19 protein-coding genes are annotated in these 21,336 nt (G+C 43.5%); 15 read left to right on the forward strand and 4 right to left on the reverse strand.

All coding sequences use genetic code 11. The features are described 5' to 3' along the window. Positions 1–215: 215 nt before the first annotated feature. On the forward strand, positions 216–2,060 hold the full coding sequence (locus ACFFJH_RS05455; RefSeq protein WP_390210683.1) for a phospholipase D family protein: 1,845 nt from the start codon (positions 216–218) through the stop codon (positions 2,058–2,060). A gap of 422 nt (positions 2,061–2,482) precedes the next feature. Here the strand turns inward: ACFFJH_RS05455 and ACFFJH_RS05460 are convergent, their stop codons facing one another. Next, positions 2,483–3,199 carry a hypothetical protein gene (locus ACFFJH_RS05460; RefSeq protein ID WP_390210685.1) on the reverse strand — a complete coding sequence of 239 codons (717 nt, stop codon included), beginning with the start codon at positions 3,197–3,199 and terminating at the stop codon, positions 2,483–2,485. Positions 3,200–3,431: 232 nt separating this feature from the next. Between ACFFJH_RS05460 and ACFFJH_RS05465 the strand changes: the two genes are divergently transcribed. The 13 genes from ACFFJH_RS05465 to ACFFJH_RS05525 all read left to right on the forward strand — a co-directional run bounded on the left by ACFFJH_RS05465 (position 3,432) and on the right by ACFFJH_RS05525 (position 17,126). Continuing rightward, on the forward strand, positions 3,432–4,427 hold the full coding sequence (locus ACFFJH_RS05465) for a DNA translocase FtsK (RefSeq protein WP_390210687.1): 996 nt from the start codon (positions 3,432–3,434) through the stop codon (positions 4,425–4,427). An 11-nt stretch (positions 4,428–4,438) separates the two neighbouring features. Beyond that, entirely contained in the window at positions 4,439–5,296 is an 858-nt protein-coding gene (locus ACFFJH_RS05470; RefSeq protein ID WP_390210688.1) for an SIR2 family NAD-dependent protein deacylase, read from the forward strand. Between the two features lie 81 nt (positions 5,297–5,377). Next, on the forward strand, positions 5,378–6,418 hold the full coding sequence (locus tag ACFFJH_RS05475; protein ID WP_390210690.1) for a hypothetical protein: 1,041 nt from the start codon (positions 5,378–5,380) through the stop codon (positions 6,416–6,418). Between the two features lie 221 nt (positions 6,419–6,639). Continuing rightward, positions 6,640–7,650 carry a porin gene (locus ACFFJH_RS05480; protein ID WP_390210691.1) on the forward strand — a complete coding sequence of 337 codons (1,011 nt, stop codon included), beginning with the start codon at positions 6,640–6,642 and terminating at the stop codon, positions 7,648–7,650. A gap of 211 nt (positions 7,651–7,861) precedes the next feature. After that, positions 7,862–8,404: a DUF3016 domain-containing protein gene (locus ACFFJH_RS05485; RefSeq protein ID WP_390210692.1), complete on the forward strand. Its 543-nt coding sequence runs from the start codon at positions 7,862–7,864 to the stop codon at positions 8,402–8,404. Between the two features lie 289 nt (positions 8,405–8,693). Then, positions 8,694–9,455, forward strand: a complete 762-nt coding sequence (gene trmB / locus ACFFJH_RS05490; protein ID WP_390210815.1) for a tRNA (guanosine(46)-N7)-methyltransferase TrmB — start codon at positions 8,694–8,696, stop codon at positions 9,453–9,455. 146 nt (positions 9,456–9,601) lie between these two features. Then, a complete protein-coding gene (locus ACFFJH_RS05495) occupies positions 9,602–10,798 on the forward strand; it encodes an MGDG synthase family glycosyltransferase (RefSeq protein ID WP_390210695.1) in 1,197 nt (398 codons plus the stop codon). A gap of 50 nt (positions 10,799–10,848) precedes the next feature. Further along, positions 10,849–11,370 (forward strand): hypothetical protein, encoded by a 522-nt coding sequence (locus ACFFJH_RS05500; protein WP_390210696.1) that lies wholly within the window; start codon positions 10,849–10,851, stop codon positions 11,368–11,370. Positions 11,371–11,615: 245 nt separating this feature from the next. Beyond that, on the forward strand, positions 11,616–12,032 hold the full coding sequence (locus tag ACFFJH_RS05505) for a GntR family transcriptional regulator (protein WP_390210697.1): 417 nt from the start codon (positions 11,616–11,618) through the stop codon (positions 12,030–12,032). Between the two features lie 103 nt (positions 12,033–12,135). Beyond that, complete coding sequence (locus tag ACFFJH_RS05510; protein ID WP_390210698.1) at positions 12,136–13,092, forward strand: TraB/GumN family protein; 957 nt, start codon at positions 12,136–12,138, stop codon at positions 13,090–13,092. 94 nt (positions 13,093–13,186) lie between these two features. Further along, the gene (locus ACFFJH_RS05515; protein WP_390210699.1) at positions 13,187–14,053 is read left to right on the forward strand and encodes an ABC transporter ATP-binding protein; all 867 of its coding nucleotides are present in this window, start codon (positions 13,187–13,189) and stop codon (positions 14,051–14,053) included. A gap of 97 nt (positions 14,054–14,150) precedes the next feature. Then, positions 14,151–15,623: a hypothetical protein gene (locus tag ACFFJH_RS05520; protein ID WP_390210700.1), complete on the forward strand. Its 1,473-nt coding sequence runs from the start codon at positions 14,151–14,153 to the stop codon at positions 15,621–15,623. A 27-nt stretch (positions 15,624–15,650) separates the two neighbouring features. Further along, positions 15,651–17,126: a hypothetical protein gene (locus ACFFJH_RS05525; protein ID WP_390210701.1), complete on the forward strand. Its 1,476-nt coding sequence runs from the start codon at positions 15,651–15,653 to the stop codon at positions 17,124–17,126. A 78-nt stretch (positions 17,127–17,204) separates the two neighbouring features. Here ACFFJH_RS05525 and recQ read toward each other — a convergent pair whose 3' ends face one another. The 3 genes from recQ to ACFFJH_RS05540 all read right to left on the reverse strand — a co-directional run bounded on the left by recQ (position 17,205) and on the right by ACFFJH_RS05540 (position 20,344). Further along, a complete protein-coding gene (gene recQ, locus ACFFJH_RS05530) occupies positions 17,205–19,037 on the reverse strand; it encodes a DNA helicase RecQ (protein ID WP_390210702.1) in 1,833 nt (610 codons plus the stop codon). A gap of 13 nt (positions 19,038–19,050) precedes the next feature. Continuing rightward, positions 19,051–19,890 (reverse strand): undecaprenyl-diphosphate phosphatase, encoded by an 840-nt coding sequence (locus ACFFJH_RS05535; protein ID WP_390210704.1) that lies wholly within the window; start codon positions 19,888–19,890, stop codon positions 19,051–19,053. A gap of 190 nt (positions 19,891–20,080) precedes the next feature. Then, the gene (locus ACFFJH_RS05540; protein ID WP_390210706.1) at positions 20,081–20,344 is read right to left on the reverse strand and encodes a YkgJ family cysteine cluster protein; all 264 of its coding nucleotides are present in this window, start codon (positions 20,342–20,344) and stop codon (positions 20,081–20,083) included. Between the two features lie 211 nt (positions 20,345–20,555). Here ACFFJH_RS05540 and ACFFJH_RS05545 point away from each other — a divergent pair, with 211 nt between their 5' ends. Then, positions 20,556–21,200 carry a TetR/AcrR family transcriptional regulator gene (locus ACFFJH_RS05545; RefSeq protein ID WP_390210708.1) on the forward strand — a complete coding sequence of 215 codons (645 nt, stop codon included), beginning with the start codon at positions 20,556–20,558 and terminating at the stop codon, positions 21,198–21,200. Positions 21,201–21,336 lie beyond the last annotated feature (136 nt).

The raw sequence follows: 21,336 nt of genomic DNA on the forward strand, positions 1-21,336 counted from the left end.
TTTACGCTTTTTGAATTCGAGAATTCAAAAAAGCGCTCAAACAATCTCGTTCGTCGTGAAGTTGAAAGAATTGTTTTTTAAAAATAAATTTTGAAGTGTTATTTTTCTTTGGCAGGATTTTATGGGTTAATATAAATCCAGCATTAACTCGACACCTTTTAACCCCTTTCAAAAAAGGCGTCCATTCCAATAAAACTGAAATTTAAGGATTAGCTATGGCAAGAGCATCGATCACGAGAAGACTATTACGAAGAATGTCATTTTCTGACGTCAAATTTATCAACGCTTATTATGAATTACAAGCTCGCAAGAGCAAAGAGCAAATGATCGGCCAAGTTGTTTATCAGGTTGGAACTAACTTGCAACTATTAGTCTCTCCTAAAGGCCCCTTTTTATTAACTAGATGGAATGAGATTGTCGCTGATTTTGGTGGTGCACCTAGAAATTCATTCGAATCACTTTGCGACGAGATCGAAGCAAGTTTGGATCCGGTATTTGACGAATTGGATGGCGACATCTCAATTGTTGATCTTCGCGAAGATAAAACAGCAATTCGAACGCTTTCTGAAAAATTAGGTATTGAGCAAAGTGTACTCACAAAGACATTGGGCGAAACACATGGACGTATGCTGCTGGGTACTTTCGTAAGGCAAATGCGCGACCGTGAGGTAAATAGGATTCATATGCCGCACGTTAAATCTACATCGATCAGTATTGCGTCAACAAAAATAGAAGCAGATTCTATAGAGAAGATGTCGCTTCCTTGGATGAAGCAAAAAATGGTTGATGCCAATGAAATCGGTATTATTGCAGGATTTTATGATGTGAAATTTTTGAGATACATACTAGAGCATAGTAAAGCGACAAACATTAGGTTGATATTTAATGGTCTCGGTGGCAGACGATGCTTTGAGCAATGCGAAGAACTCAATAAACTTAAAAAGACACTTTCTTGCGTCGGACAAAATGTTGAAATTCGTCTGGCATTTGCACCTGGATTGTTTCATTCAAAGTTGTTTCTAATAGCTGAAAATGGGGTCACTCAAGCATTAATAGGATCGGCGAATGCGACTTGCGCTGCTTTCGAAAAAAATGAAGAAATATTAGTATGCTTACCTGAGGCTCAGGCATTAACTGGGTATTTTTCATTAGCGTGGGAGGAAGCTAAACCGATCGAGGATCTTCAACAACAGACCGCGTATAGTTTGATTAATTTTTTCCGAACAGGCATTCTTTACTTTAAACCTGTTGCGACGCTTTCTACAACTTTAAATCCTTTCCATGACTTACTAAAGTTGATGACAAATGATGAGCGTGCTCTACTAGGTGGAATAAAATTACCCTATGCAGATCAGGCAACAGGGATTGGTCCATTTAATTTGAAGCAAGCTGTGCAAGGTGACGAAAGTCCAAATGATTGGGATGAAAATTTAGAAGAAGCAAACGTTGAATTTGAAAAGACAACAAGAGCAAGCATTAAACCATGGTCAGTGGAAACGTGTTTTGGCTATTGGGTTCCAAGTCAAGTTGATACTGAATGGCGGTCTAGATTAGAAAAAACTGGCTCGTATAAGCATCAAAAACTAAGAGCATTTTATAAGGATCTTGTAGATACTGACGAAGATCTTCTCCTTTCTAAGTATCAAGCATATTTGGATGAAGTTCGTAACACGTTATCTGAAAAAATTCCCAAATTAAAAACGTACTTAAATAGCCTTAAGCGTGACCCATTTGATGAGTCTATTTTCACGAAATTTCTCGCTCGAGTCCGTGGTTATCTTGAAGATGAAACTCGAGTAAAACGTCTTGCAGAGCCTTTCATTTCAGGAAAAATCCCTGAAATTTGGGATGATACTCAGGCATATGAAGATTTTAGAACGAGTTTTTACGATTCACTTGACCAAGCTGCACGCCTAATGAGCAATAAGCCAAAAGTCATGAAGATAATTTTGGGAAAATTGCAAGTGACTGATCCAATCAATGACCCAGATGAATGGACTAAAATTTTTGAAGAATTTTTAGAAAATAATGGTTGGGAAAATGACGATTGGTTAGATTAAATTTCTAGCAGGAAATAACTCATCGCACAGTAGTCACATCAGGAATATTTTAGCCAAGGTAAATTCCAAAAAATAGTGATTTATTGTATGACTGTTTGTTGTGCATTACGCACCACAATGAGAAGATGAAACATCAATTTCATCCTCTCATTGAAGCACCTCAAGAAAATGCACATCAGCAAATGCGACTCCTACCATGGTCTGCCACCAGCCCCCAAATAATCAACTTCGCACTTCCACTATAGTAGCGAAAATCAAAGTAGTGCTAAGGCAATATCTAATCAATGATTTGCATAAAATATCTAGCAAACACTTACCATCACTGATCTACCCAAGCGACAGAGCGAGGTGTCGCACTCATGTTGCAATCTTAAATCGGTGTGGCGACCTTGCTTCAATTCTGCTTAGTGTATGTCGTCAAACTACCATGTATCCATATACACCTCTGCATCATCAGGAAGCATGAACCATTCGCGTAGATCGCTTTCTCGAGAGAAGTGATATTCTGAAAAAGGCGCGTCGCTAAACATCGCCATCCATTTGTCATTCTCAGCCTTGAAGATAACGCCATGTGTTAGTTTGTCTGGGTTTAATAGATCGTCTAATTTTAATGAGCTTAGTTCTGGCCAGAGTTTTAGCGCGTGCATCCATACATCGCGAGGTTCTGCTGGCGCATGGTCGGCTTCACTTTGGTAGTAAATAAAACCTATGGGCGTATCCCACCAAGTGGTGGTGCGGAGTTTGGTGGGGCGCTCGCGCGTTGGAATGCATTTACCGTGCTCGGCAAACCAGGCTTTATATCCCATGATAAAACACCTTAAGCGAGCGTCATTGCTCTCGCCTTTTTCGTCTTCCCAGTGAGCACAAAATTTGGCGAGATCTTCATCCGAGAAATCGACACGGATATCACCGAAATAGCCTTCTATCCAACCTGATCTTTCCGAGGGGGCCATTCTCTCCACTTTGACGTGTGGCAGGTGTGTTTTCAGCCATTGACGAAACTCTGAACTTGCTGGCGATTGCTCATCGATGCCATGACCAAAACCATTTTCCTTGTTTATGTCAAAAAAACGTATGAAGTAAATGTCTTTTGCTTCTTCACGAAATATCTGGTCTGGTGTTCTGATCAGGAGCGGCATGTTCTCTTCCTATTTTAATATGTCGTTAAACCTAAATTCCTATCCTACTCAAAGCTCGCGACAATTCGTGTCGTAGGCAAATGCCGTAAGCGTGTGAGTAGATTAATTTATGGCTTTTTCATAGGTACTTGAAGATTTTAATCTAGGTATGATTGCTTGCGACAGGAAACGTCGTACCGCAATGCGATGATGCTGCATCAATTTCATCATCGCATTGAAGAGGCTCTGAAAAATGAAAATCAGTGAACGTGATTTTTACTACGGCGCGGTACTCGCCAAAATAATCGACTACGCGACGACGACCAGCTTAGCAAAAGTCGAAGGCGTAAGAGGGCAGTATGTCATTAATGATGATCGTCATATCCTGATTAAGTATTCTGCAGGACAAGGACGCGAATGGACGTTCAAATTCCATCCCAATGAAATTGCAAACGCCCGACCTAATCAAACTCAGCGCTTATTTTTTATTGTTTTAGTTTGTGGCGTCAGAACGATGTGCATGCTTGATAGTGCAAGTATAGAGGCGCTATTTTCTGGTAATGCAGATCAATCTAATTCCCTCACAGTTTGTGATATCAGAGGTTCCAGATTACACGTTTATAACGATAAACAAGGTCACATGGTAGAAACGAGGTCGATTGCACGAGCCGATTTTCCATCAGTGTTGCTTGATACACCTGCACCCTATGAAGACAATTATGCTTGGCCGTCGCTCAGCACCATTAATGTCTACGATGAATTGTCCCAGCGTATATTTTCATCGAACGATCGTGGTATCGATCGCAGTGATGTATTTCCCCACAATATCCCACGCGAAGAATCACAGATCCGTTATGTCGGCGTCTCTACACAAAATAAGGCATGGGCCACTTGGGGAAAATTAGAAAAAACGCATATTGAAGAACGGCTGCGCTACCTATTAGAGCTCGAAGCGTTTGTGATCGATATTGAAGCGATTGATGATAAGGCTGTCCGTGCATGTAGCCAGGAATTTGTCTGGAAAATCGAATTTTGGCATGCGGATTCTCGTTTTGTTCGAGAGTACAAGCAAGCAGTTGATTTGGTTAAATACTATCAACGTGCTTCGGGTGCATTAATCAGTCGGCATTTGAATATCGGCTACAACAAAGCACAACGCCATTTGGAACAAATGGAAAGAAATGGCATTGTGTCTGAATTACGATCGAACGGAAGTAGAGAAGTGCTTCGTGCCGCAGATGACAAGTAAGGGAAGAAACAATGGCGAATTCAGACTCCGAGTTGCAGGATAAGTTACGAAAAGCAGCGTATTTATTGAGAGATGCAGATGGCGTGTTAATTACTGCTGGTGCAGGAATGGGTGTTGATTCTGGCTTGCCGGATTTTCGTGGAAATGAAGGGATGTGGCAAGCCTATCCGGCTTTGAAGCAAGCCCAATTGTCGTTCACGCAAATCGCAACGCCTAGTGCATTTGAATCGATGCCCGAATTGGCGTGGGGATTTTATGGACATCGCTTGCAAAAGTATCGTGATGTCGTTCCGCATGCGGGATTCGGTATCTTGCTCGCCTTGGCAGATAGGATGCCACAGGGTGCTTTTGTTTTTACCAGTAATGTGGATGGACATTTTCAAAAGGCGGGGTTTTCGGCATCAGAGATTGTCGAGTGCCACGGCTCTATACGGCACTTGCAATGCTGCACACCATGTAATGATTCCATCGTTTCTAGCGATAGTCTGGTTGTTGATGTCGATAATGAACGTTGCTTGTTGCGTTCGCCGCTCCCGCGCTGCCCACATTGTGGTGGCCTAATGCGTCCGAATATCTTGCAGTTCAATGATTCTACGTGGCTGACGTCGAGAACCGATTTACAAATTACGAAGCTACAAGCGTGGCTACAACAGATGAATTCGCAACAAAAAAAGAAGCTCGTTGTGCTCGAAATCGGTGCTGGTGTCGCCATCTCTACGGTACGTAATTTCGGCGAACGGCAACAAGTTCCCATGATACGTATTAATCCGCTCGACTATGGGGTACGCGACCTGAAAAGTGTGGGCTTGCAGTTAGGCGCGCTTGATGGATTGCAACTGCTGTGGGCGACCTTGAATGCCATCACCTGACATCGATGAATAAGGAGAATTATTGTAACCGTGTCGCAACAATCCCATCGTTTGATCTGTAATTGAAAGAATAAGACCTCCATGTGTGAATTAACGCTAGATGAGATCGAAGCGCTCAAAGAACTGAATCAGCTTCTGACGCATATTCAAATCATTTTGAAGCATCAGTGGGAAGTGTTGACAGCGAAAGCTGCTAGACGATATGAGGGCATCGACATACAGGCACAATTTTCTAAAGCAGTCATCACCGCCACTTATTTTTTACGAAAAGATGACTTTGCATTCAATCATCGCGCCAAGCATGTCATCGCGCTTCGCGCCGGAATTTTCGGAGCGCAAATGTTAGAGGCCTTTGACTGGGCTGCCGATGGCGCGGTAGATACATTTGGTTTTGATCAGCATTGTTGGCTGTTTAATCAACTCTATGCGCCTGTTCAACAAGGTTTTCCCGTTTCTATTGTTGATCTTCTACGCATAGGTGATATTCACTTTATCCTTCAATTTGAGGGATGCGAAAAAATTGATTTGTCGAGTCGTCAGTTCTGTTTTCGCTATACGCATCCCTACGACCCCGCATGGGAGACAACGCGTCAACTAAGCTATACCGGAAATTATTTGCCAGTTTTTCCAGAGACGCCAAAGCAAAATGATTTCAGGATTGAAGACATCATTCAAGGATTAAGTCATCAGTGCAAATTCTTAGGGCAAACTAGGTTTTTTTATTCATTTGCTCAGCATTCTTTGTTGGTCGCGTCTCTGTTACCTGATGAATTGAAGCCTGCTGCATTATTGGGCTTAGCACAAGTTGCCTACGCTGGTGAAATAGGCCATTTTGTACAAGGGGGACAAGCTAACTTACGACGTTACGAGGAGCGCCTACGTTCTGCTATCGGTAATCGTTTTGGTATCGCAAGAAGTCAATTTGAGGAGAGTGCATTGCTATCCGCGCGATCTCGAGTGGAATTAACTGAAAGGCGAGATGTGCTATTTGACCCCTATTTTTGTTATAGGTCGAAAGAACGACGTTTACTGACACATCCCATTATCAGCTTAGCGCCACAAGAGGTTAAAACGCAATTGACGATTGCTTTACAAAAGTATTTGCCGAATGCATTTTTATGAAAATAAATGTTAACAGACCCTAGTAATTTACCTTTGCGGTCATGTCATACAATCGTCACGATCGTGTCATATACATGTCATTTTTACTCTCTATACTGGCGCCTGTCGTTGGATCGCTGAACTGGTTCAAGGCTTTAAATTAGGCTTGTAATCCGCTTTTTGCAGTGCTATCTCGATAGTCTGTGAAAAAACAAATTTTTTAATTTTCTGGAACTTTAGCTATGAAAAAATCAATTCTTGCACTGGCACTGTTGGGTGCATTCTCTGGTGCTGCTATGGCGCAATCTTCTGTGACTATCTACGGCATTATTGATGCTGGCGTTGCTTACAAAGATGCAGGTGCAGGTAAGCTCACTTCTTTGGACAGCGGTTTGAATTCCACATCACGTTTGGGTTTTAAAGGTACTGAAGCTTTGAGCGGTGGTTTGAAAGCCAACTTCAATTTGGAAATGGGTTTGAAATCAGACACTGGCGCGAACGACACAGCCATTTTCGCACGCGGCGCATGGGTAGGTTTGTCTGGTGATGATTTTGGTTCTGTGAACTTTGGTCGTCATAAATCTTTGACTTATATCTACGGCGCGCAAATCGATCCATTCATGGACGGTTTGTTAGGTAAAACAGATTTGATGTTCAAGATTAACAATGTACGTGATAACTCTATCACTTACACATCCAATAGCTTCAGCGGTTTCTCAGTTGCTGCGCAATACGGCTTCGGTGAAAAAGCAGGTGACGCAACTGCTAATCGAGTAACTAGCGTTGCAGCTTCTTACATCAATGGTCCATTAAACGCGAACATCGTTTGGGACCAATTGAAAGATGCAAACGGTAATTTGGCGGTTGGTGGCGAAAAATTATTGGCGGGTGCTTCTTATGATTTGGGTAAAGATTTCTTCGGCGTAAAATTAAATGCGATGTACGAAGAAATTAAAGGTTCTACTAGCTTGACTAACTTGAAAGAAACCAAAGAGCAGTTGTACATGGTCGGTGGTTCTATCAAATCAGATGCAAGCACCTTTATCCTCAGCTACACAGATTCCAATGTTAAAACGAGCGTCAATGCTAATTCTAACCGTGTTGCTTTAGGCTATACCTACGATTTGTCTAAACGCACGAATTTGTACGCGTCAATTGCAAACGTTAAAAATGAAAAATCAGTTAAAACTTTGGCCGACGTGAATGGCGCAACAGCACGTTTGTTTAACGTTGGTATCCGTCATAAGTTCTAATAAATTTGGTCAGACAGCAATGCGTTTAGCATAAGCTGGTCTGTACAAGTTTGAAAAAACTGCCTATGCAAAATTTGCTAGGCAGTTTTTTTGTTAAGAATTGTTGGGAAAATGCGGGTAATTTGTTAGTAAAGTGTAAAAACGCTTGTTTCTAATAATGGTTGAACTACAATGCAGGCACTGGTTTGATTTTTTAATGTGAGGTGTCATCATGAAAAAACTCGTATTTACTTGCTTTTCAACTTGTTTGCTATTAAGCGCATTTTCTGGGCAGGCTCATGCTGGAGACGTTACGTTGAAATGGGGCAATTTGGATGATTTTACAGATGTAAACCCTGGTAACGAACTTAAGGAGCCCTTCCGGGAGCGTATGGTGAAAGACTTTGGGCGAGTCTTCTCGAAATTTGCGAAGAAGTTACCTGATGGCTATCAGTTAGATGTGATGGTAAATGATGTTGATTTGGCTGGCGATGTGCGTCCCAACATGTCATCTGTCGCTCAGATACGATTGATGACTACAATTTATTGGCCGCGTATGAAATTTCATTACGAGTTGCGTAATGATAAAAATGAGATGATTAGTTCAGGCGATGAACAGTTGAGTGACATGGGATATTTAACAAATACTCGTATGACATTAGTAGGGGCTACCAGCTTTGAGTTCGAAGAAAAAATGATTTCTGACTGGTTTAGAAAACAAACTAATGCGGGCGTGTTTCCCACCAAAGATATGAAGGCGGTCGTAGCAAAGTAAGTATCGCTTGCTTCCACCTTAAATGAGCTCAAATAGGCTAATCTTTAACTAGATTGGCCTTTTTTATTGTCCATTAGTAATTCGTAAGGTTTGCCAATTACACCTCTAGCCACGTAAAATGGCGGTTTTATGAAGTAAGTGCGCTTAAGTTGAGCTTTGATTGTGTTTTAAATAAGCTTAGTTGAGCTTAATTAAGCTAATCGTACTGATTGCTAATTTCTGATTGCTTGATCAGACCAAAAGCGCAGCAGTCATTGCCAATCTACTTCACTCATCTACCTTCTATTCGATCATGTCCACAGATAAATCACAAACAGACGTGCAAGCGACTGACGCTGCACCTAATGTTGAACACGAAGCACGCAAAGCGCTTTTTTACGATCCGACCGAGCATCGTATTCGTAGTTTCGTCACGCGCGCAGGTCGCCTGTCCGATGCTCAGGCAAAAGCCATAGAAACGCTGGGTCCTAAGTTCATGATCCCTTATCAAAAGGCATTGTTGGATGTCGATTCAGCATTTGGACGTCATGCACCAACGGTATTTGAAATCGGCTTTGGTATGGGAGAAACCAGTGCGAAAATTTCTGGCTTAATGCCAGAGAAAAATTTCATCGGGGTGGAAGTGCATACGCCTGGCGTTGGTAGTTTGTTGAAATTGACTGACGCAGCGGATTTGCAAAATCAACGCATTATTCAGCATGATGCTTATGAGGTGCTGACCAATATGATTGCGCCACAATCTTTGGCTGGTGTGCATGTGTTTTTCCCCGATCCTTGGCATAAGGCTCGCCACAATAAACGCCGCTTGATACAAGGCCCTTTGGTCGCTTTGCTTGCATCGCGCCTACAACCGGGTGGTTATTTGCATTGCGCGACAGATTGGGAAGAGTATGCGGTGCAGATGTTAGAAGTATTAAGTGCCGAACCGACTTTAAAAAATACCGCAGATGGCTATGCCCCACGTCCTGATTATCGTCCCGTGACCAAGTTTGAAAATCGTGGTTTGAAACTGGGTCATGGTGTCTGGGATTTGGTGTTTGAGAAGAAGTAAGTAAGCTTATAGACACTTTCGAGGGACTTCATAGCTACTCAATAGTTACCCTCTAGCCTTCTGTTTGAATAAACAGCTGGTGAATAATTTTCATCAGCTGTTACTGTCACAAGCGTGTCATATCGTCTTTGTAATATCCGTCGCATATGACAGATATTCTAGAAACCTCCGGAAAAAAAATTCTTATCTTAAGCGTCTCAGCCGGGGCCGGGCATGCGCGCGCCGCTGAGGCAATACGCGCCCATGCCGCGCTGCATGACCTTACTAGCACCGTGGTTCACCTTGATGTGATGGACTATGCGACGGCTGGGTTTCGCAAAATCTACACCGATTTTTACATCAAGCTGGTCAACAAAGCACCCACCTTGTGGGGCTATCTCTACAACTTTACTAATGAAGCAAAACGCGATAGCAGTATCGAGCAACTGCGTCGTTGCCTAGAACGTTGGAATGCAAAAGGCTTGTTGCAAGCTATTTCAGATTTTCAGCCTGATGCCATTATTTGCACCCATTTTTTACCCGCTGAAATGCTGGCGCGCCTGATCGCCAGACGAGAATTGTCTTGCCCAGTCTGGGTGCAGGTGACTGATTTTGATTTGCATAGAATGTGGGTACATGAAGGCATGACTGGCTACTTTGCGGCCAACGAAGAAGTCGCGTTTCGTATGCGGGCGCAAGGCATAGCGGCTGAACGAATTCATGTGACGGGTATTCCTATCATGCCTGCATTTGCCCAAAATATTTCACGTGAAGTGTGTGCTAAAGAGCTTGGATTAGATCCCAATAAATTGACATTTATGTTGATGGGTGGTGGTGCTGGTTTAGGCAATATGGAGGCGCTGGCTGCCCATTTGCTGCGCATGAAAGGCGTCTGTGGTCAGCGTGATGCAGAGTTTCAATTGATCGTATTAACTGGCAAGAACACGCAATCTTTACATGCATTGCAGCATTTGGCGAAAGATTATCCACATCGATTATTCCCATGTGGTTTTACCACGCAGGTCGAACGATTGATGGTGTGCGCAGATTTGATTATTACCAAACCTGGCGGTTTGACCACCTCAGAATGTCTGGCTTTGGGTTTGCCTATGATAGTCAATGCTCCCATTCCAGGGCAAGAAGAGCGCAATGCGGATTACGTGATGGAACAAGGTGCCGCATTGAAAGCGGTAGATAGTCTCGCCTTGGAATTTAGATTGCGCGAGCTGATTTCTCATCCTGAAAAACTATTGGCGATGCGAGCGCAGGCGCAACGCCTAGGACGACCCTATGCGGCACAAACCGTGTTTGCCTGTGTGATCGAAGATCTCGCCAAGACACAAGCTTGTCCAGTCATTGACTGAACTAGATCGACGGACTGAACTGCACCGACATCACAATAAGGAAAAGCATTATGCGAATAAGCTCGATGAATTGGAAAGCATTGTTCTTGACAGTATTTTGGGTCAGTCTGATGGCCGTATTTTTCGCGCAGGTCGAGATACAAATTGAAGGTGGTGCGGGGTGGGCAACCAGTTTGCCAACCTGGCGCTTAGAACAGCATTGGCTGCTTGATATTTTTTGGGGCGGGCGCGCGATGACTGGTTACCACGCTTGGATGTTTCCCTTTGTTGCAATGATTTTTCATTTGCCTTTTTTCTTTTTGCACACTTGGAATTGGCGTCTGCAAGCACGCGCTTTGGCTTGCATCATGTTGTTTTGGATTGTTGAGGATTTTTTGTGGTTCATTTTGAACCCAGCTTTTGGCTGGCAGCGCTTCAATGCTCTCGACGCCTTTTGGCATAAGCAATGGTGGTGGGGTGCACCTAAGGATTATTGGACTTTCTCTGTGGTGGCAGTTGTTTTGTTTTGGTATTCGTTCAGGTCTTCGGATTTGTCTTCGACTACATCTTTGGGTTTCGGCCAAGCGAGTTAGTGTCCATAAATGAATTTGTGTGGATGTTATCTTGGCTCTTCTGCTCATCGTTTTTTATCTTTGCTTTACTCATGCTGAACCTATGCGGTATCTTTGGGCTCGCTTGTTGGATGTGACCTCTTACCCGACTTATTTACCCTTCCTCCAATCTTCCTTATTCCTTAAAACTTGCTTAAAAATAATTCTTGAAATTCCAAATATACTGTATTAGTATATGCATACAGTGAATTCAAGAAGAACTTCTTATGGCAATTAATCGAGATTTACCGCCCGATATTTTTCAGATCGCGACGGGTAGTAGCGAGCCTATTTACCGGCAGATGGTTGAGCAATTGCGTCGCCAGATTCTTGGTGGGCAGATTGTCGCCGGCGATGCTATGCCTTCAGTGCGGGAAGTTGCGACTGCCTTAGGTGTGAATCCTATGACCGTATCAAAAGCATATAGTTTGTTGGAATCCGATGCTTGGCTGGCACGTCGTCGTGGTTTGGGGATGGTGGTCGCTGAGCGTGAATCTCATTTTGCTTTAACCGAATCTCGTTTGGAATTAATCCGGCCCAGTTTGGAAAGAGTCGCCTTGGAATCACAACAATTGAAATTACCCGCTGAAGATGTACTACAAATGTTTTCCGATATCCTGATGCAAGATACCGATTCCTCTTAATGCCGTTGAGACCTGCTGTTTTACTTAAATCGCTTATTTGTTTATTTATTCATTCCTTCGTTCATTCATTCGTTGCCTTACTTGTTAACTTCATAGGGAAATTATGATCTCCACTCTCCAGCAAATCAGCCTCACTATTTCAAAATTTATAGTGATGAGTGTTCTAGGTTTATTCACTTTTCTTTTTTCGACGGCCCAAGCAGAAAGTACCTTGCCAGCGAAAGATGCGACCTCCGCTGACAGCAGCACATCTGCGACTCGTGGTCTGTTATTTGAAATTAAATCTGGCAAAAATACCGCGTATCTATTTGGATCAATTCATATTGCCAAAGCGGATTTTTATCCTATGTCACCAAAAGTTGAAGCGGCCTACCTGCAAGCGGATACCGTTGCTATCGAGGCGGATACGACCGATACCAAAGCGATGCAAGCCATGTTGTCTAAGCTAAGTTATGCCGCGCCAGATAAGTTAGAAAATCATGTAACAGCAGCAACCTGGGGCAATATGAAGAGTGTATTTGGCCCCGCCATAGAGCAGATGCAGGGATTTAAACCGTTTGTCGTTACTTCTGGTTTAGCGATGCAAGTCGGTATGCAAATGGGCTACGACCCGAAACAAGGTATTGATCTGCATTTTATTAACCGCGCAAAGACCGATAAAAAATCTTTAGTTGAACTAGAAAGCGTTGAGTTTCAAGCAGGAATATTAGGTGGCTTATCTGATGAAGAGGGAGATGCTTTACTTGCTGCAACTATAGAGTCTTTAAAAAATCGTGAAATGTTTAAAGACCTTACCAGTATAGAGACAGCGTGGAAAGCAGCTGATGCGAACGCTATCGCTAAATTATTTGTGGATGCGGCGAATAAAGATGCGGCCTCAAAGAAGGTGATGAAGATGTTGATGGATGACCGTAACGAAGGCATGGTGGCTAAGATTAACGACATGATGGCGAGTGGTAAAAAACTGTTTGTGGTGGTCGGTGCTGGTCATCTAGCCGGTGAAAAAAGTGTGGTTGATCTGTTGCAGAAGCAAGGTCTAGAAGTCAAACAGATACGTTAATTTGAATCTGCTAACTGACAGAAATAAAGTCAAAAATAAAACATGCTATTCGATGCTGTTTGGCTAAACTTCATTAAAAAATTTGGGACATCGTATGCACGCTCCGATAAGTATTAAAGGCTTGAGTAAACAATTCAAACCACAAAGAGTTTTGAAAAATCTGGATTGGGAAGTAGAGGCAGGCAGTATTGTTGGCTTGTTGGGGCGCAACGGTGCAGGCAAATCGACTTTGATTGAATGCCTATTAGGATTGCGTGATGCCGAATCTGAGAGTGAAGTGCGAATATTTGGTGATGATGTGCGCCATTTGTCTGAAGCGACTAAGGCAAAAATTGGTTACGTGCCACAGACCAGTGATTTATTTGAATGGCTGACACCGCGCCAGATGTTGGCCTACTTCAAAGCCTTATATCCGCATTGGAATGACGCTAAGGTAGATACCTTAATGCAGCGTTGGGATTTACCTTACGATAAAGTGATCAGTAAATTTTCTGGCGGACAGAAACAACGCCTGTCCATTATTAGAGCCTTGGCACATGATCCAGAATTATTAATTTTGGACGAGCCCGTGGCCAGTCTAGATCCAGCAGGTCGGCGCGATTTTTTACGTGAAATTGTCGATAGCGTGATGGATCAGAATACCACCATCGTATTTTCTACCCACATTCTGTCTGATCTGGAACGAGTCGCGATGAAAGTTGCGTTCTTATACAACGGACGCATCGTGCATCAACAGATGCTAGATGACTTGATGGAAGTGAGTTTGTTGGTGACTGGGCCGACCGCCTTGGTTGCACAACTTGGTCCGAAAAAGACTTTGCAAAACACGATGCTCAACGATGGTAATACGCGCTTACTCGGTCAGTGGAATGAAGTGCAATGTGCGCAACTCATGGCACGTAGCGATCTCAAAGTTGAGCGCCTCAGTTTGGAAGATTTGTTTATTGAGATGACGAAGTAGTTGATGGCATGGTGCTGAGAGAGTGCAGAGAGAGTGGTTGGAGAGTAGACAGAGATTTGCTTATCAAGGCAACTTAGAAGTGCGTGGAGCGTATTACATGAAAAATATGGTGTCTATTTGGATGCAACCCATCTATGCCCGACTGAATACTGAAGGCGTCAAAACACTGTTATTGGTGCTGGCGATGTTTCCTTTGCTATCTCAAGTTTTAGCATTGATCTTAGAGTGGAATAAAGGCGAGGGATTTCATCTAAAAGTATTTGCGCTGGCATTGGGAATTAGTTTGTTGGCACTGCTGGTGATAGTTTTTTACGTTTGGTTTGTGATGCTGATACAAAATATTGGTATGCAATATTCACCGGCCAATGCTGCGTTATTGCCTCGGATAAAAGCCATCATGCAGATGGCCATTGCTTTGCCTATCGTACTCTGTGCCTTGATTGCGACTTTGATTGCTTGGGCTATTACGAAGCAATTTTCTATGCTTCCAGGCTTTGTCTGTGTGGTCGTTACCGTATTTTTTATGCTGATCGTTCGTAGCCAATGGGCTGTCATTCCTATGGTGATTAGCTTTCAACTTCCGGTGATATTGAAGCGCATGGGCGTTCAGAATATGGAGCAGCAGATTGAGCAAACGCTGGGCATATCCTTAAATTTTCTTTTGTTCTTTTTGTCCTTGATTATTCTGGTGGCAAGTATCCGTTGGGTATTCTCAACCAAGGATGAAGATTTATTCAATATGCATAAACGTACAGTGAGCTTTCGTCGCAATATGAATGGTGATAAAGCTTATGAAACAAAATTCATGCATGCCTTTTCTAGCCCCTTTTTTACGTGGATGAATTTTCGCGTGCGTCGTGCTTTGCAGGCCGGTGTTGCCGAGCACACGAGACAACAGCTTATTAGTTTTAGTTTGGGGCCACGCCTGCATTGGCTGACTATTTCTACGCAATTATTGGCGATGTTGATATGGGGATTGTTTTCAGTATTTGTGATAACACGATTGTCGAGCAAACAGAACGATGACTTTGTGCATGGATTTGGATTGGGATTTGGCGCGATTGTTTTAATCGCCCAACCTTTGCTCATGGGGCTGCAACTATTCTACTCTCTGTATCAGACGCGGGTCGAGCAAGCTTTGATTAGCTTGACACCTGTTGTTCAAAGCAGCATGCAACAAGACCGCATATTGCAGCAGTATTTATTCAGACAGTTTTTTATACTCTACGGTATCAGCTTGTCTGTTTCGGTGTTGATTTGCTGGCTGGTTTTTCCTTTTGAATTGAAAAGTGCCGCCATGATGTTATTTGTCAGCACCATTTTCCCTATGGTTTTAGTGATTACTCGCGATCATGCAAAAATGCGTTCAGCGTCGGATCACTCGCTACTAAAAATACTGTTAATTTGCATTGCAGTTTTCGGCGTATTTTTCTTCGCCTTGCTTCTATTACCACTGCAATTAATTTGGTTGTACTGCGCAAGTATCTTTATCGTTAGCTTGGTGTTGTTGATCAAGTCTTTGCAATCAAGAAGGCGTACAACTATGTTCCCAGTGGGGCGTGCCGCTTGATTTTGTTTTTTCTATGACGATAAGAAAATGAAAAAAATTCTGAGTATATGGATGCAGCCGGTGCATGCGCGCTTGAATATGGAGAGTAAGAAATTTCTGTATTTTTTGCTGGCTATTTTTCCGGTAGCAGGTCAGATAATCGCAGGACTCATGTTTTTTTCGCGCCCAGATAAAGTTAGTAAGACAATTTTTTTGACGGCATTATTGCTTAGTTCTGCAAGCATATTAGCGATATTGTTTATCGCTTGGTTTTCTATGCTTGTGCAAAATATTGCAATGCAATACTCGCCGTCTAATGCACGTTTGATACCTGATTTGCCTGCGATTTTAAAACGAGCGCTGAGTATTCCGATTGTGTTGATCGCTCTTTTGGCATCTGGCTTTATGTGGTTGACAACGCATCATTTTTCTTTTTTTCCTGCATTTATTAGTATTTTTGTTTTGAGTTTTTTGGTATTGATTTTTCGTAGTTCGTGGGGTGTCATCCCCTTTATTTTTTCCTTTCAGGTGCCTGCTATCTTAGAGAGTTCGGGCGTAAAACATGTAGATAAACTTTTTTCCGATAACCTAGGTTTTCTATCTGAAAGCGCCTTATTCCTGTCGTCAATATTCATCCTATGGGCGACCTTGAAGTGGACATTTAGCATGCACGGCGATGCACTATTTGAGTTGCAAGCACGTAGTCGTATGCTGAGGGATGTGGTCAGCGGTAAGAAGATAGATGAGAATAAAATTTCAATAGGATTTGCGGCAGTATTTTTGATATGGATGCGTCACTGTGTTGAACGCCGTATCAAACATAGAGCGTCGCGATTTAAGTTAGCTCCCTTTGCTTTAGGGCCGCGTTTGCATTGGACTTCATCTATAGTACAGATGATCACCATCATTCTGTTTTGTATTTTGTCCTTGATGCTGGTGAGCTTGTTAATGTCAGAAAAGAATAAAGATTTTCTGATGGTCTTGTCGGTTACGATGGCGGGATTGAGTTTGGTGATTTTGCCTTTCATGTTTAGTGGCGTGTTGTTTTCGACTTTATTTCAGACGCGGGTAGAGCAGGCTTTGATGTGCTTGTCACCTGGTAGTGGTTCTCAAGATTATCGAGATAGAGCAATATCCAATTATCTTTTGCGACAATTTTCGATTTTATATGGCTGCGGTATTTTTTTCGGTATGCTGATTAGTTACTGGATCATCACAAATCATGAAAGTAGCGAAAAATTTATCGTTGGCATAGTGCTTTTGTTGAGTAGCTTTTTTCCTATGATTTTGGGGGTTACCACTCAGTACGCACGAATGACGAGTGTCGCGCATCATCCGCTTTTAAAATTGGTTATTGTTTGCGCTTTGCTTTTTACGCTTGGACTGCTGATGATTTTTAATATGCCCTTGAATGTGACGATGATTTTTTGTGCTTTGATTGTTGTAGTCACATTGATGCTATTGGTACGATATCGAGGTAAGCAATTATCTTGTACGATTTTTCCAGTTGGACGAGCTGCTTAGTTAGCTTACGAGATGAGCGGACTTAGTTTATTCATTCCGATATTACGGTAAATGAAGTCAATTTTGAGATTGTAGTATCTATAAAAACTCGGCGATCAATTTGACCAGTTCGTCGCCGTAACTCTCTAGTTTTTTTGCGCCAACACCGGTCACGCCGCGCAGATCGTCAAGCGAACGTGGCTTGGCTTTCGCAATCTCACGTAAGGTCGTGTCGTGGAAAATAATGAAGGCGGCAGTATTGTGCGCTTTGGCCGTTTCTACGCGCCACCAACGTAAGCGTTCGAAGATCGCTTGTTCACTTTCTGACAGATTGGTTTCCGAGAAGTCTTTGGCAGATTGACGTTTATGTTTGACGGCTTTTTCTGCTTTCTTATATTGGCGTAATTGTATTTTGGTTTCGCCACGCAAGACCGCACGTGATTCCTCCGTTAATTTCAGCGAGCTGTAATTTTCGTAGTCAACGGCGACTAAGCCTAGCGCGATCATTTGACGCAATAATGCGCGCCATTCGGCTTCGCTTTTGTCTGAGCCAATGCCATAGGTCGAGAGCTGATCGTGCCGCCATTGTTTGACTCGCTCGGTATCAATGCCGCGTATCACGTCGATGACATGGCCTGCGGCGAAGCGTTGATCGACGCGGTAGATCGTGGAGAGAATTTTTTGCGCTGCGACCGTGCCATCGAATGAGCTAGGAGGTAATAGGCAGGTATCGCAATTGCCGCAAGGCTCAGACGCTTGGCCAAAGTAATCGAGGATGTGGACGCGACGACAGTTGAGCGTTTCGCATAAGCCCAACATGGCATCGAGTTTTATACCTTGGACTCGTTTGAAAGTCTCATTTGCTTCGGATTCATCGATCATGCGACGCTGTTGCACCACGTCCTGCAAGCCGTAGGCCATCCAAGCATTGGCGCTGGCGCCATCACGGCCAGCCCGTCCAGTTTCTTGATAATAACCTTCGATACTTTTAGGTAAATCTAAATGGGCGACAAAGCGCACATCGGGTTTGTCTATGCCCATGCCAAAGGCAATGGTGGCGGTCATGACAATGCCATCTTCGCGTAGAAAACGCGCCTGATTGCGGTAGCGTTCAGATTGCTCCATGCCCGCATGATAGGGTAGGGCAGTAATGCCGTTTTCATTGAGAAATTCGGCTGTTTCTTCTACTTTTTTACGCGACAGGCAATATACGATACCCGCATCGCCGCTGTGTTGGGCGTTGATGAAATCGAGTAATTGTTTGCGCCCATTGGCTTTTTCTACGATTTGATAGCGGATGTTGGGTCTATCAAATGAGGAGACAAACTGCATGGCATTTTCTAGCTGCAGTCTATGGATGATTTCATCGCGCGTTTGTTGATCTGCCGTTGCCGTCAGCGCTATTCTTGGAACTTCAGGAAAGCGTTCATGTAATACCGATAGCTTGATGTATTCGGGACGGAAATCATGTCCCCATTGCGATACGCAGTGCGCTTCATCAATTGCAAACAGCGCCAGTGGTGTGACGCTCAGTAATTCTAAACAACGTTGCGTCATCAAGCGTTCTGGTGCGATGTACACCATATCGAGTTCGCCTTCACGCATCATGCGTTCTATGCGCATGGCTTCTTCAAAACTCTGCGTGGAATTGAGAAAGGCTGCACGCACGCCAACTTCGGCCAAGGCATCAACCTGATCTTGCATCAAAGCGATTAAGGGAGAAACCACAATTCCAACGCCGTGCCGTATCAATGCAGGAATCTGATAGCACAAAGACTTGCCGCCACCAGTTGGCATCAACACTAAGGCGTCGCCGCCGTTGACCACGTGATCAACGATCTGTCCTTGTTGAGAACGAAAAGCGGGATAGCCAAAAACCGTCTGTAACAGGTGTAGAGCCTGATCTTGTTCTGGCGTGGTAACGTGTTGCATAAAGACTTTGAACCTATTCCGCCCAATGAATGACGCCGGTGTAGGCGGTTATTAAAATCATGCAGCCGAAGGCGATACGGTACCAAGCAAAGACATTGAAATTATGGGTGCTGACGTAACGTAGTAACCAGCGTACACAAAAGAAGGCTGAAATAAATGCAGCTACCGTCCCTAGACTAAACATAGGAATGTCGGCGCTGGATAATTCGTGACGGGCTTTATATAAGGAATAAACCGTCGCACCTAGCAAAGTTGGAATCGCCAGAAAGAAAGAAAATTCAGTTGCTGCTTTACGTGACATACCAAACCACATGCCGCCGATAATGGAGGCGCCAGAGCGACTAGTGCCTGGTATCAGCGCAAACGCTTGTGCCAGCCCAATTTTTAATGCGTCAAGGCTATTCATATCGTCAACGTTTTCAATTTTGGCGCTTTGCTGCAGACTATTTGCTTGATGACGACGTTCGGTCCAGAGAATGAAAATGCCACCTAGAATGAAGGCAAGTGCGACTGGCACCGGTTTAAAAAGGTAGGCCTTGATTTGTTTGCTAAATAACAGGCCAAGAATTGCCGCCGGTAAGAAGGCGATGATGACATTGAGCGCAAAGCTTTGTGCTTTTTTGTCGCGAGGCAGTCCTGTCACTACATTAATAATGCGTTGACGGTATTCCCAGCACACCGCAAAGATCGCGCCTGCTTGTATGACGATTTCAAATACTTTGACTTTTTCACCAGTGAAATTTAACAGACTACCCGCAAGTATTAAATGACCAGTGGAGGAAATCGGTAAGAATTCAGTGAGCCCCTCTACGATGCCCATGATAATGATTTTGACTGCGAGTAATAATTCCATAGCGTACTGAAGAACTCTAAATGTGAAAACGTCGGAAAGGCACGAAGCTTATCATGACAGGCTAATTTTGAAGCTAAATTCGAAGAGAAAGTGGGCGGAATAAGTCAGTGAAATAGCTGCGCTGAATTTAAGTCGCTGGTGGATTGCTTAACACCCTTATGAGCTGTCTTATGAGCTTCTATTAAACAAGTTAAGGAGCGGTCGCTTGTTCTAATGTTTGCAGCCAAAATAAGGCTTGTTCTCGCGTGTCGCCACACATCTCTTGAGATGCTTGTAAGCCAGAGCAGCAAGCTGGACGTTCAGCTTGCCCAAAAATAGCGCATCTTAGATCTGGCGTTAGCTGAATACAAGGAACGCCGGCTGGTTTGCCTTCAGGCATACCGGGAATTGGACTGGAGATAGAGGGAGCGATACAACAGGCTGCACACAATGGGCGACATTCTTTGATTTTCATTCCCGTATTGTAAACTGAGTTGTAAACCGAAGCACTTTTCGCAGGCGTTTTTGTTTCGCTAGAAATTGTTGAAAAAGGAATGGTAATTTTATATTTTTAGAGAAGAAGTAGCGCTTTGTGAGCGCGATTTATGGACTTGTCTTGACCAAAAGGAACAGAGCGCTTACATTAATGACTCTAGAGTAAGTTAATTTTTTGGTGCTTTTTTTATATGATGTCATGCCCTTTTAAGCCGCGCTGGGAGCGACGCAAAGATGCGCGTCCGCAGGAGTTGTTGGATGCGGCGCTTGATCATTTTGTAGCCCGCGGATTTGCCGCGACACGCTTAGATGATGTGGCGAAATCAGCCGGTGTTTCGAAAGGTACTTTGTACTTGTACTTCTGTAGTAAAGAGGAGTTATTCAAAGCAGTCGTGCGTGAATCGATCGTGCCTTTGCTCGGTGAGGCTGAAGTCGCTATTGAGCAATTTACTGGAACCAGCGAAGACTTGTTTCGTAATTTAATGAGAATCTGGTGGGGAAACATGGGCGCGTCTAAGCTCTCAGGTTTGCCCAAGTTAATGATGGCTGAAGCGGGTAATTTCCCCGAGCTTGCCCGTTTTTATCAAGAAGAGGTTGTTGATCGGGGCGAGAATCTAGTGATTACGGTATTGAAGCGCGGTATTGCACGTGGTGAAGTTCGCTCACTCGATTTAGAAATCGCAGCCAGAATGATTATCGCACCTATGATTATGATGATGATGTGGAAACATTCCAGTGGTGTCTGTAAAATTGAAGAAGCTAAATTGCCTGCTTATCTGGAGTATTACATAGACATGGCTTTGCGCAGTATTTTGATACAAGCGCCAAGCGCCTGAGTGGATAGTCTTAGTCTAGGCTTGGCTTAGGTAATTGCAGCGATGAGCTATTTAATGCGAATTAATGCGAATTGACTAGGTTTTTGCTCAACTATGCTGTTCAAACTCGGTAATAACTAACTAATGTAAGCAGATT

The organism is Affinundibacterium danionis (genome assembly GCF_042432465.1).
Taxonomy (GTDB): Bacteria; Pseudomonadota; Gammaproteobacteria; order Burkholderiales; family Burkholderiaceae_D; genus Undibacterium; species Undibacterium danionis.

What these genes read in the sequence shown, in the direction of transcription:
- ACFFJH_RS05455 (WP_390210683.1), top strand. Translation starts at nt 216, where the DNA reads ATGGCAAGAGCATCGATCACGAGAAGACTATTACGAAGAATGTCATTT.
- ACFFJH_RS05460 (WP_390210685.1), bottom strand. Translation starts at nt 3,199, where the DNA reads ATGCCGCTCCTGATCAGAACACCAGACCAGATATTTCGTGAAGAAGCA.
- ACFFJH_RS05465 (WP_390210687.1), top strand. Translation starts at nt 3,432, where the DNA reads ATGAAAATCAGTGAACGTGATTTTTACTACGGCGCGGTACTCGCCAAA.
- ACFFJH_RS05470 (WP_390210688.1), top strand. Translation starts at nt 4,439, where the DNA reads ATGGCGAATTCAGACTCCGAGTTGCAGGATAAGTTACGAAAAGCAGCG.
- ACFFJH_RS05475 (WP_390210690.1), top strand. Translation starts at nt 5,378, where the DNA reads ATGTGTGAATTAACGCTAGATGAGATCGAAGCGCTCAAAGAACTGAAT.
- ACFFJH_RS05480 (WP_390210691.1), top strand. Translation starts at nt 6,640, where the DNA reads ATGAAAAAATCAATTCTTGCACTGGCACTGTTGGGTGCATTCTCTGGT.
- ACFFJH_RS05485 (WP_390210692.1), top strand. Translation starts at nt 7,862, where the DNA reads ATGAAAAAACTCGTATTTACTTGCTTTTCAACTTGTTTGCTATTAAGC.
- ACFFJH_RS05495 (WP_390210695.1), top strand. Translation starts at nt 9,602, where the DNA reads ATGACAGATATTCTAGAAACCTCCGGAAAAAAAATTCTTATCTTAAGC.
- ACFFJH_RS05500 (WP_390210696.1), top strand. Translation starts at nt 10,849, where the DNA reads ATGCGAATAAGCTCGATGAATTGGAAAGCATTGTTCTTGACAGTATTT.
- ACFFJH_RS05505 (WP_390210697.1), top strand. Translation starts at nt 11,616, where the DNA reads ATGGCAATTAATCGAGATTTACCGCCCGATATTTTTCAGATCGCGACG.
- ACFFJH_RS05510 (WP_390210698.1), top strand. Translation starts at nt 12,136, where the DNA reads ATGATCTCCACTCTCCAGCAAATCAGCCTCACTATTTCAAAATTTATA.
- ACFFJH_RS05515 (WP_390210699.1), top strand. Translation starts at nt 13,187, where the DNA reads ATGCACGCTCCGATAAGTATTAAAGGCTTGAGTAAACAATTCAAACCA.
- ACFFJH_RS05520 (WP_390210700.1), top strand. Translation starts at nt 14,151, where the DNA reads ATGAAAAATATGGTGTCTATTTGGATGCAACCCATCTATGCCCGACTG.
- ACFFJH_RS05525 (WP_390210701.1), top strand. Translation starts at nt 15,651, where the DNA reads ATGAAAAAAATTCTGAGTATATGGATGCAGCCGGTGCATGCGCGCTTG.
- recQ (WP_390210702.1), bottom strand. Translation starts at nt 19,037, where the DNA reads ATGCAACACGTTACCACGCCAGAACAAGATCAGGCTCTACACCTGTTA.
- ACFFJH_RS05535 (WP_390210704.1), bottom strand. Translation starts at nt 19,890, where the DNA reads ATGGAATTATTACTCGCAGTCAAAATCATTATCATGGGCATCGTAGAG.
- ACFFJH_RS05540 (WP_390210706.1), bottom strand. Translation starts at nt 20,344, where the DNA reads ATGAAAATCAAAGAATGTCGCCCATTGTGTGCAGCCTGTTGTATCGCT.
- ACFFJH_RS05545 (WP_390210708.1), top strand. Translation starts at nt 20,556, where the DNA reads ATGATGTCATGCCCTTTTAAGCCGCGCTGGGAGCGACGCAAAGATGCG.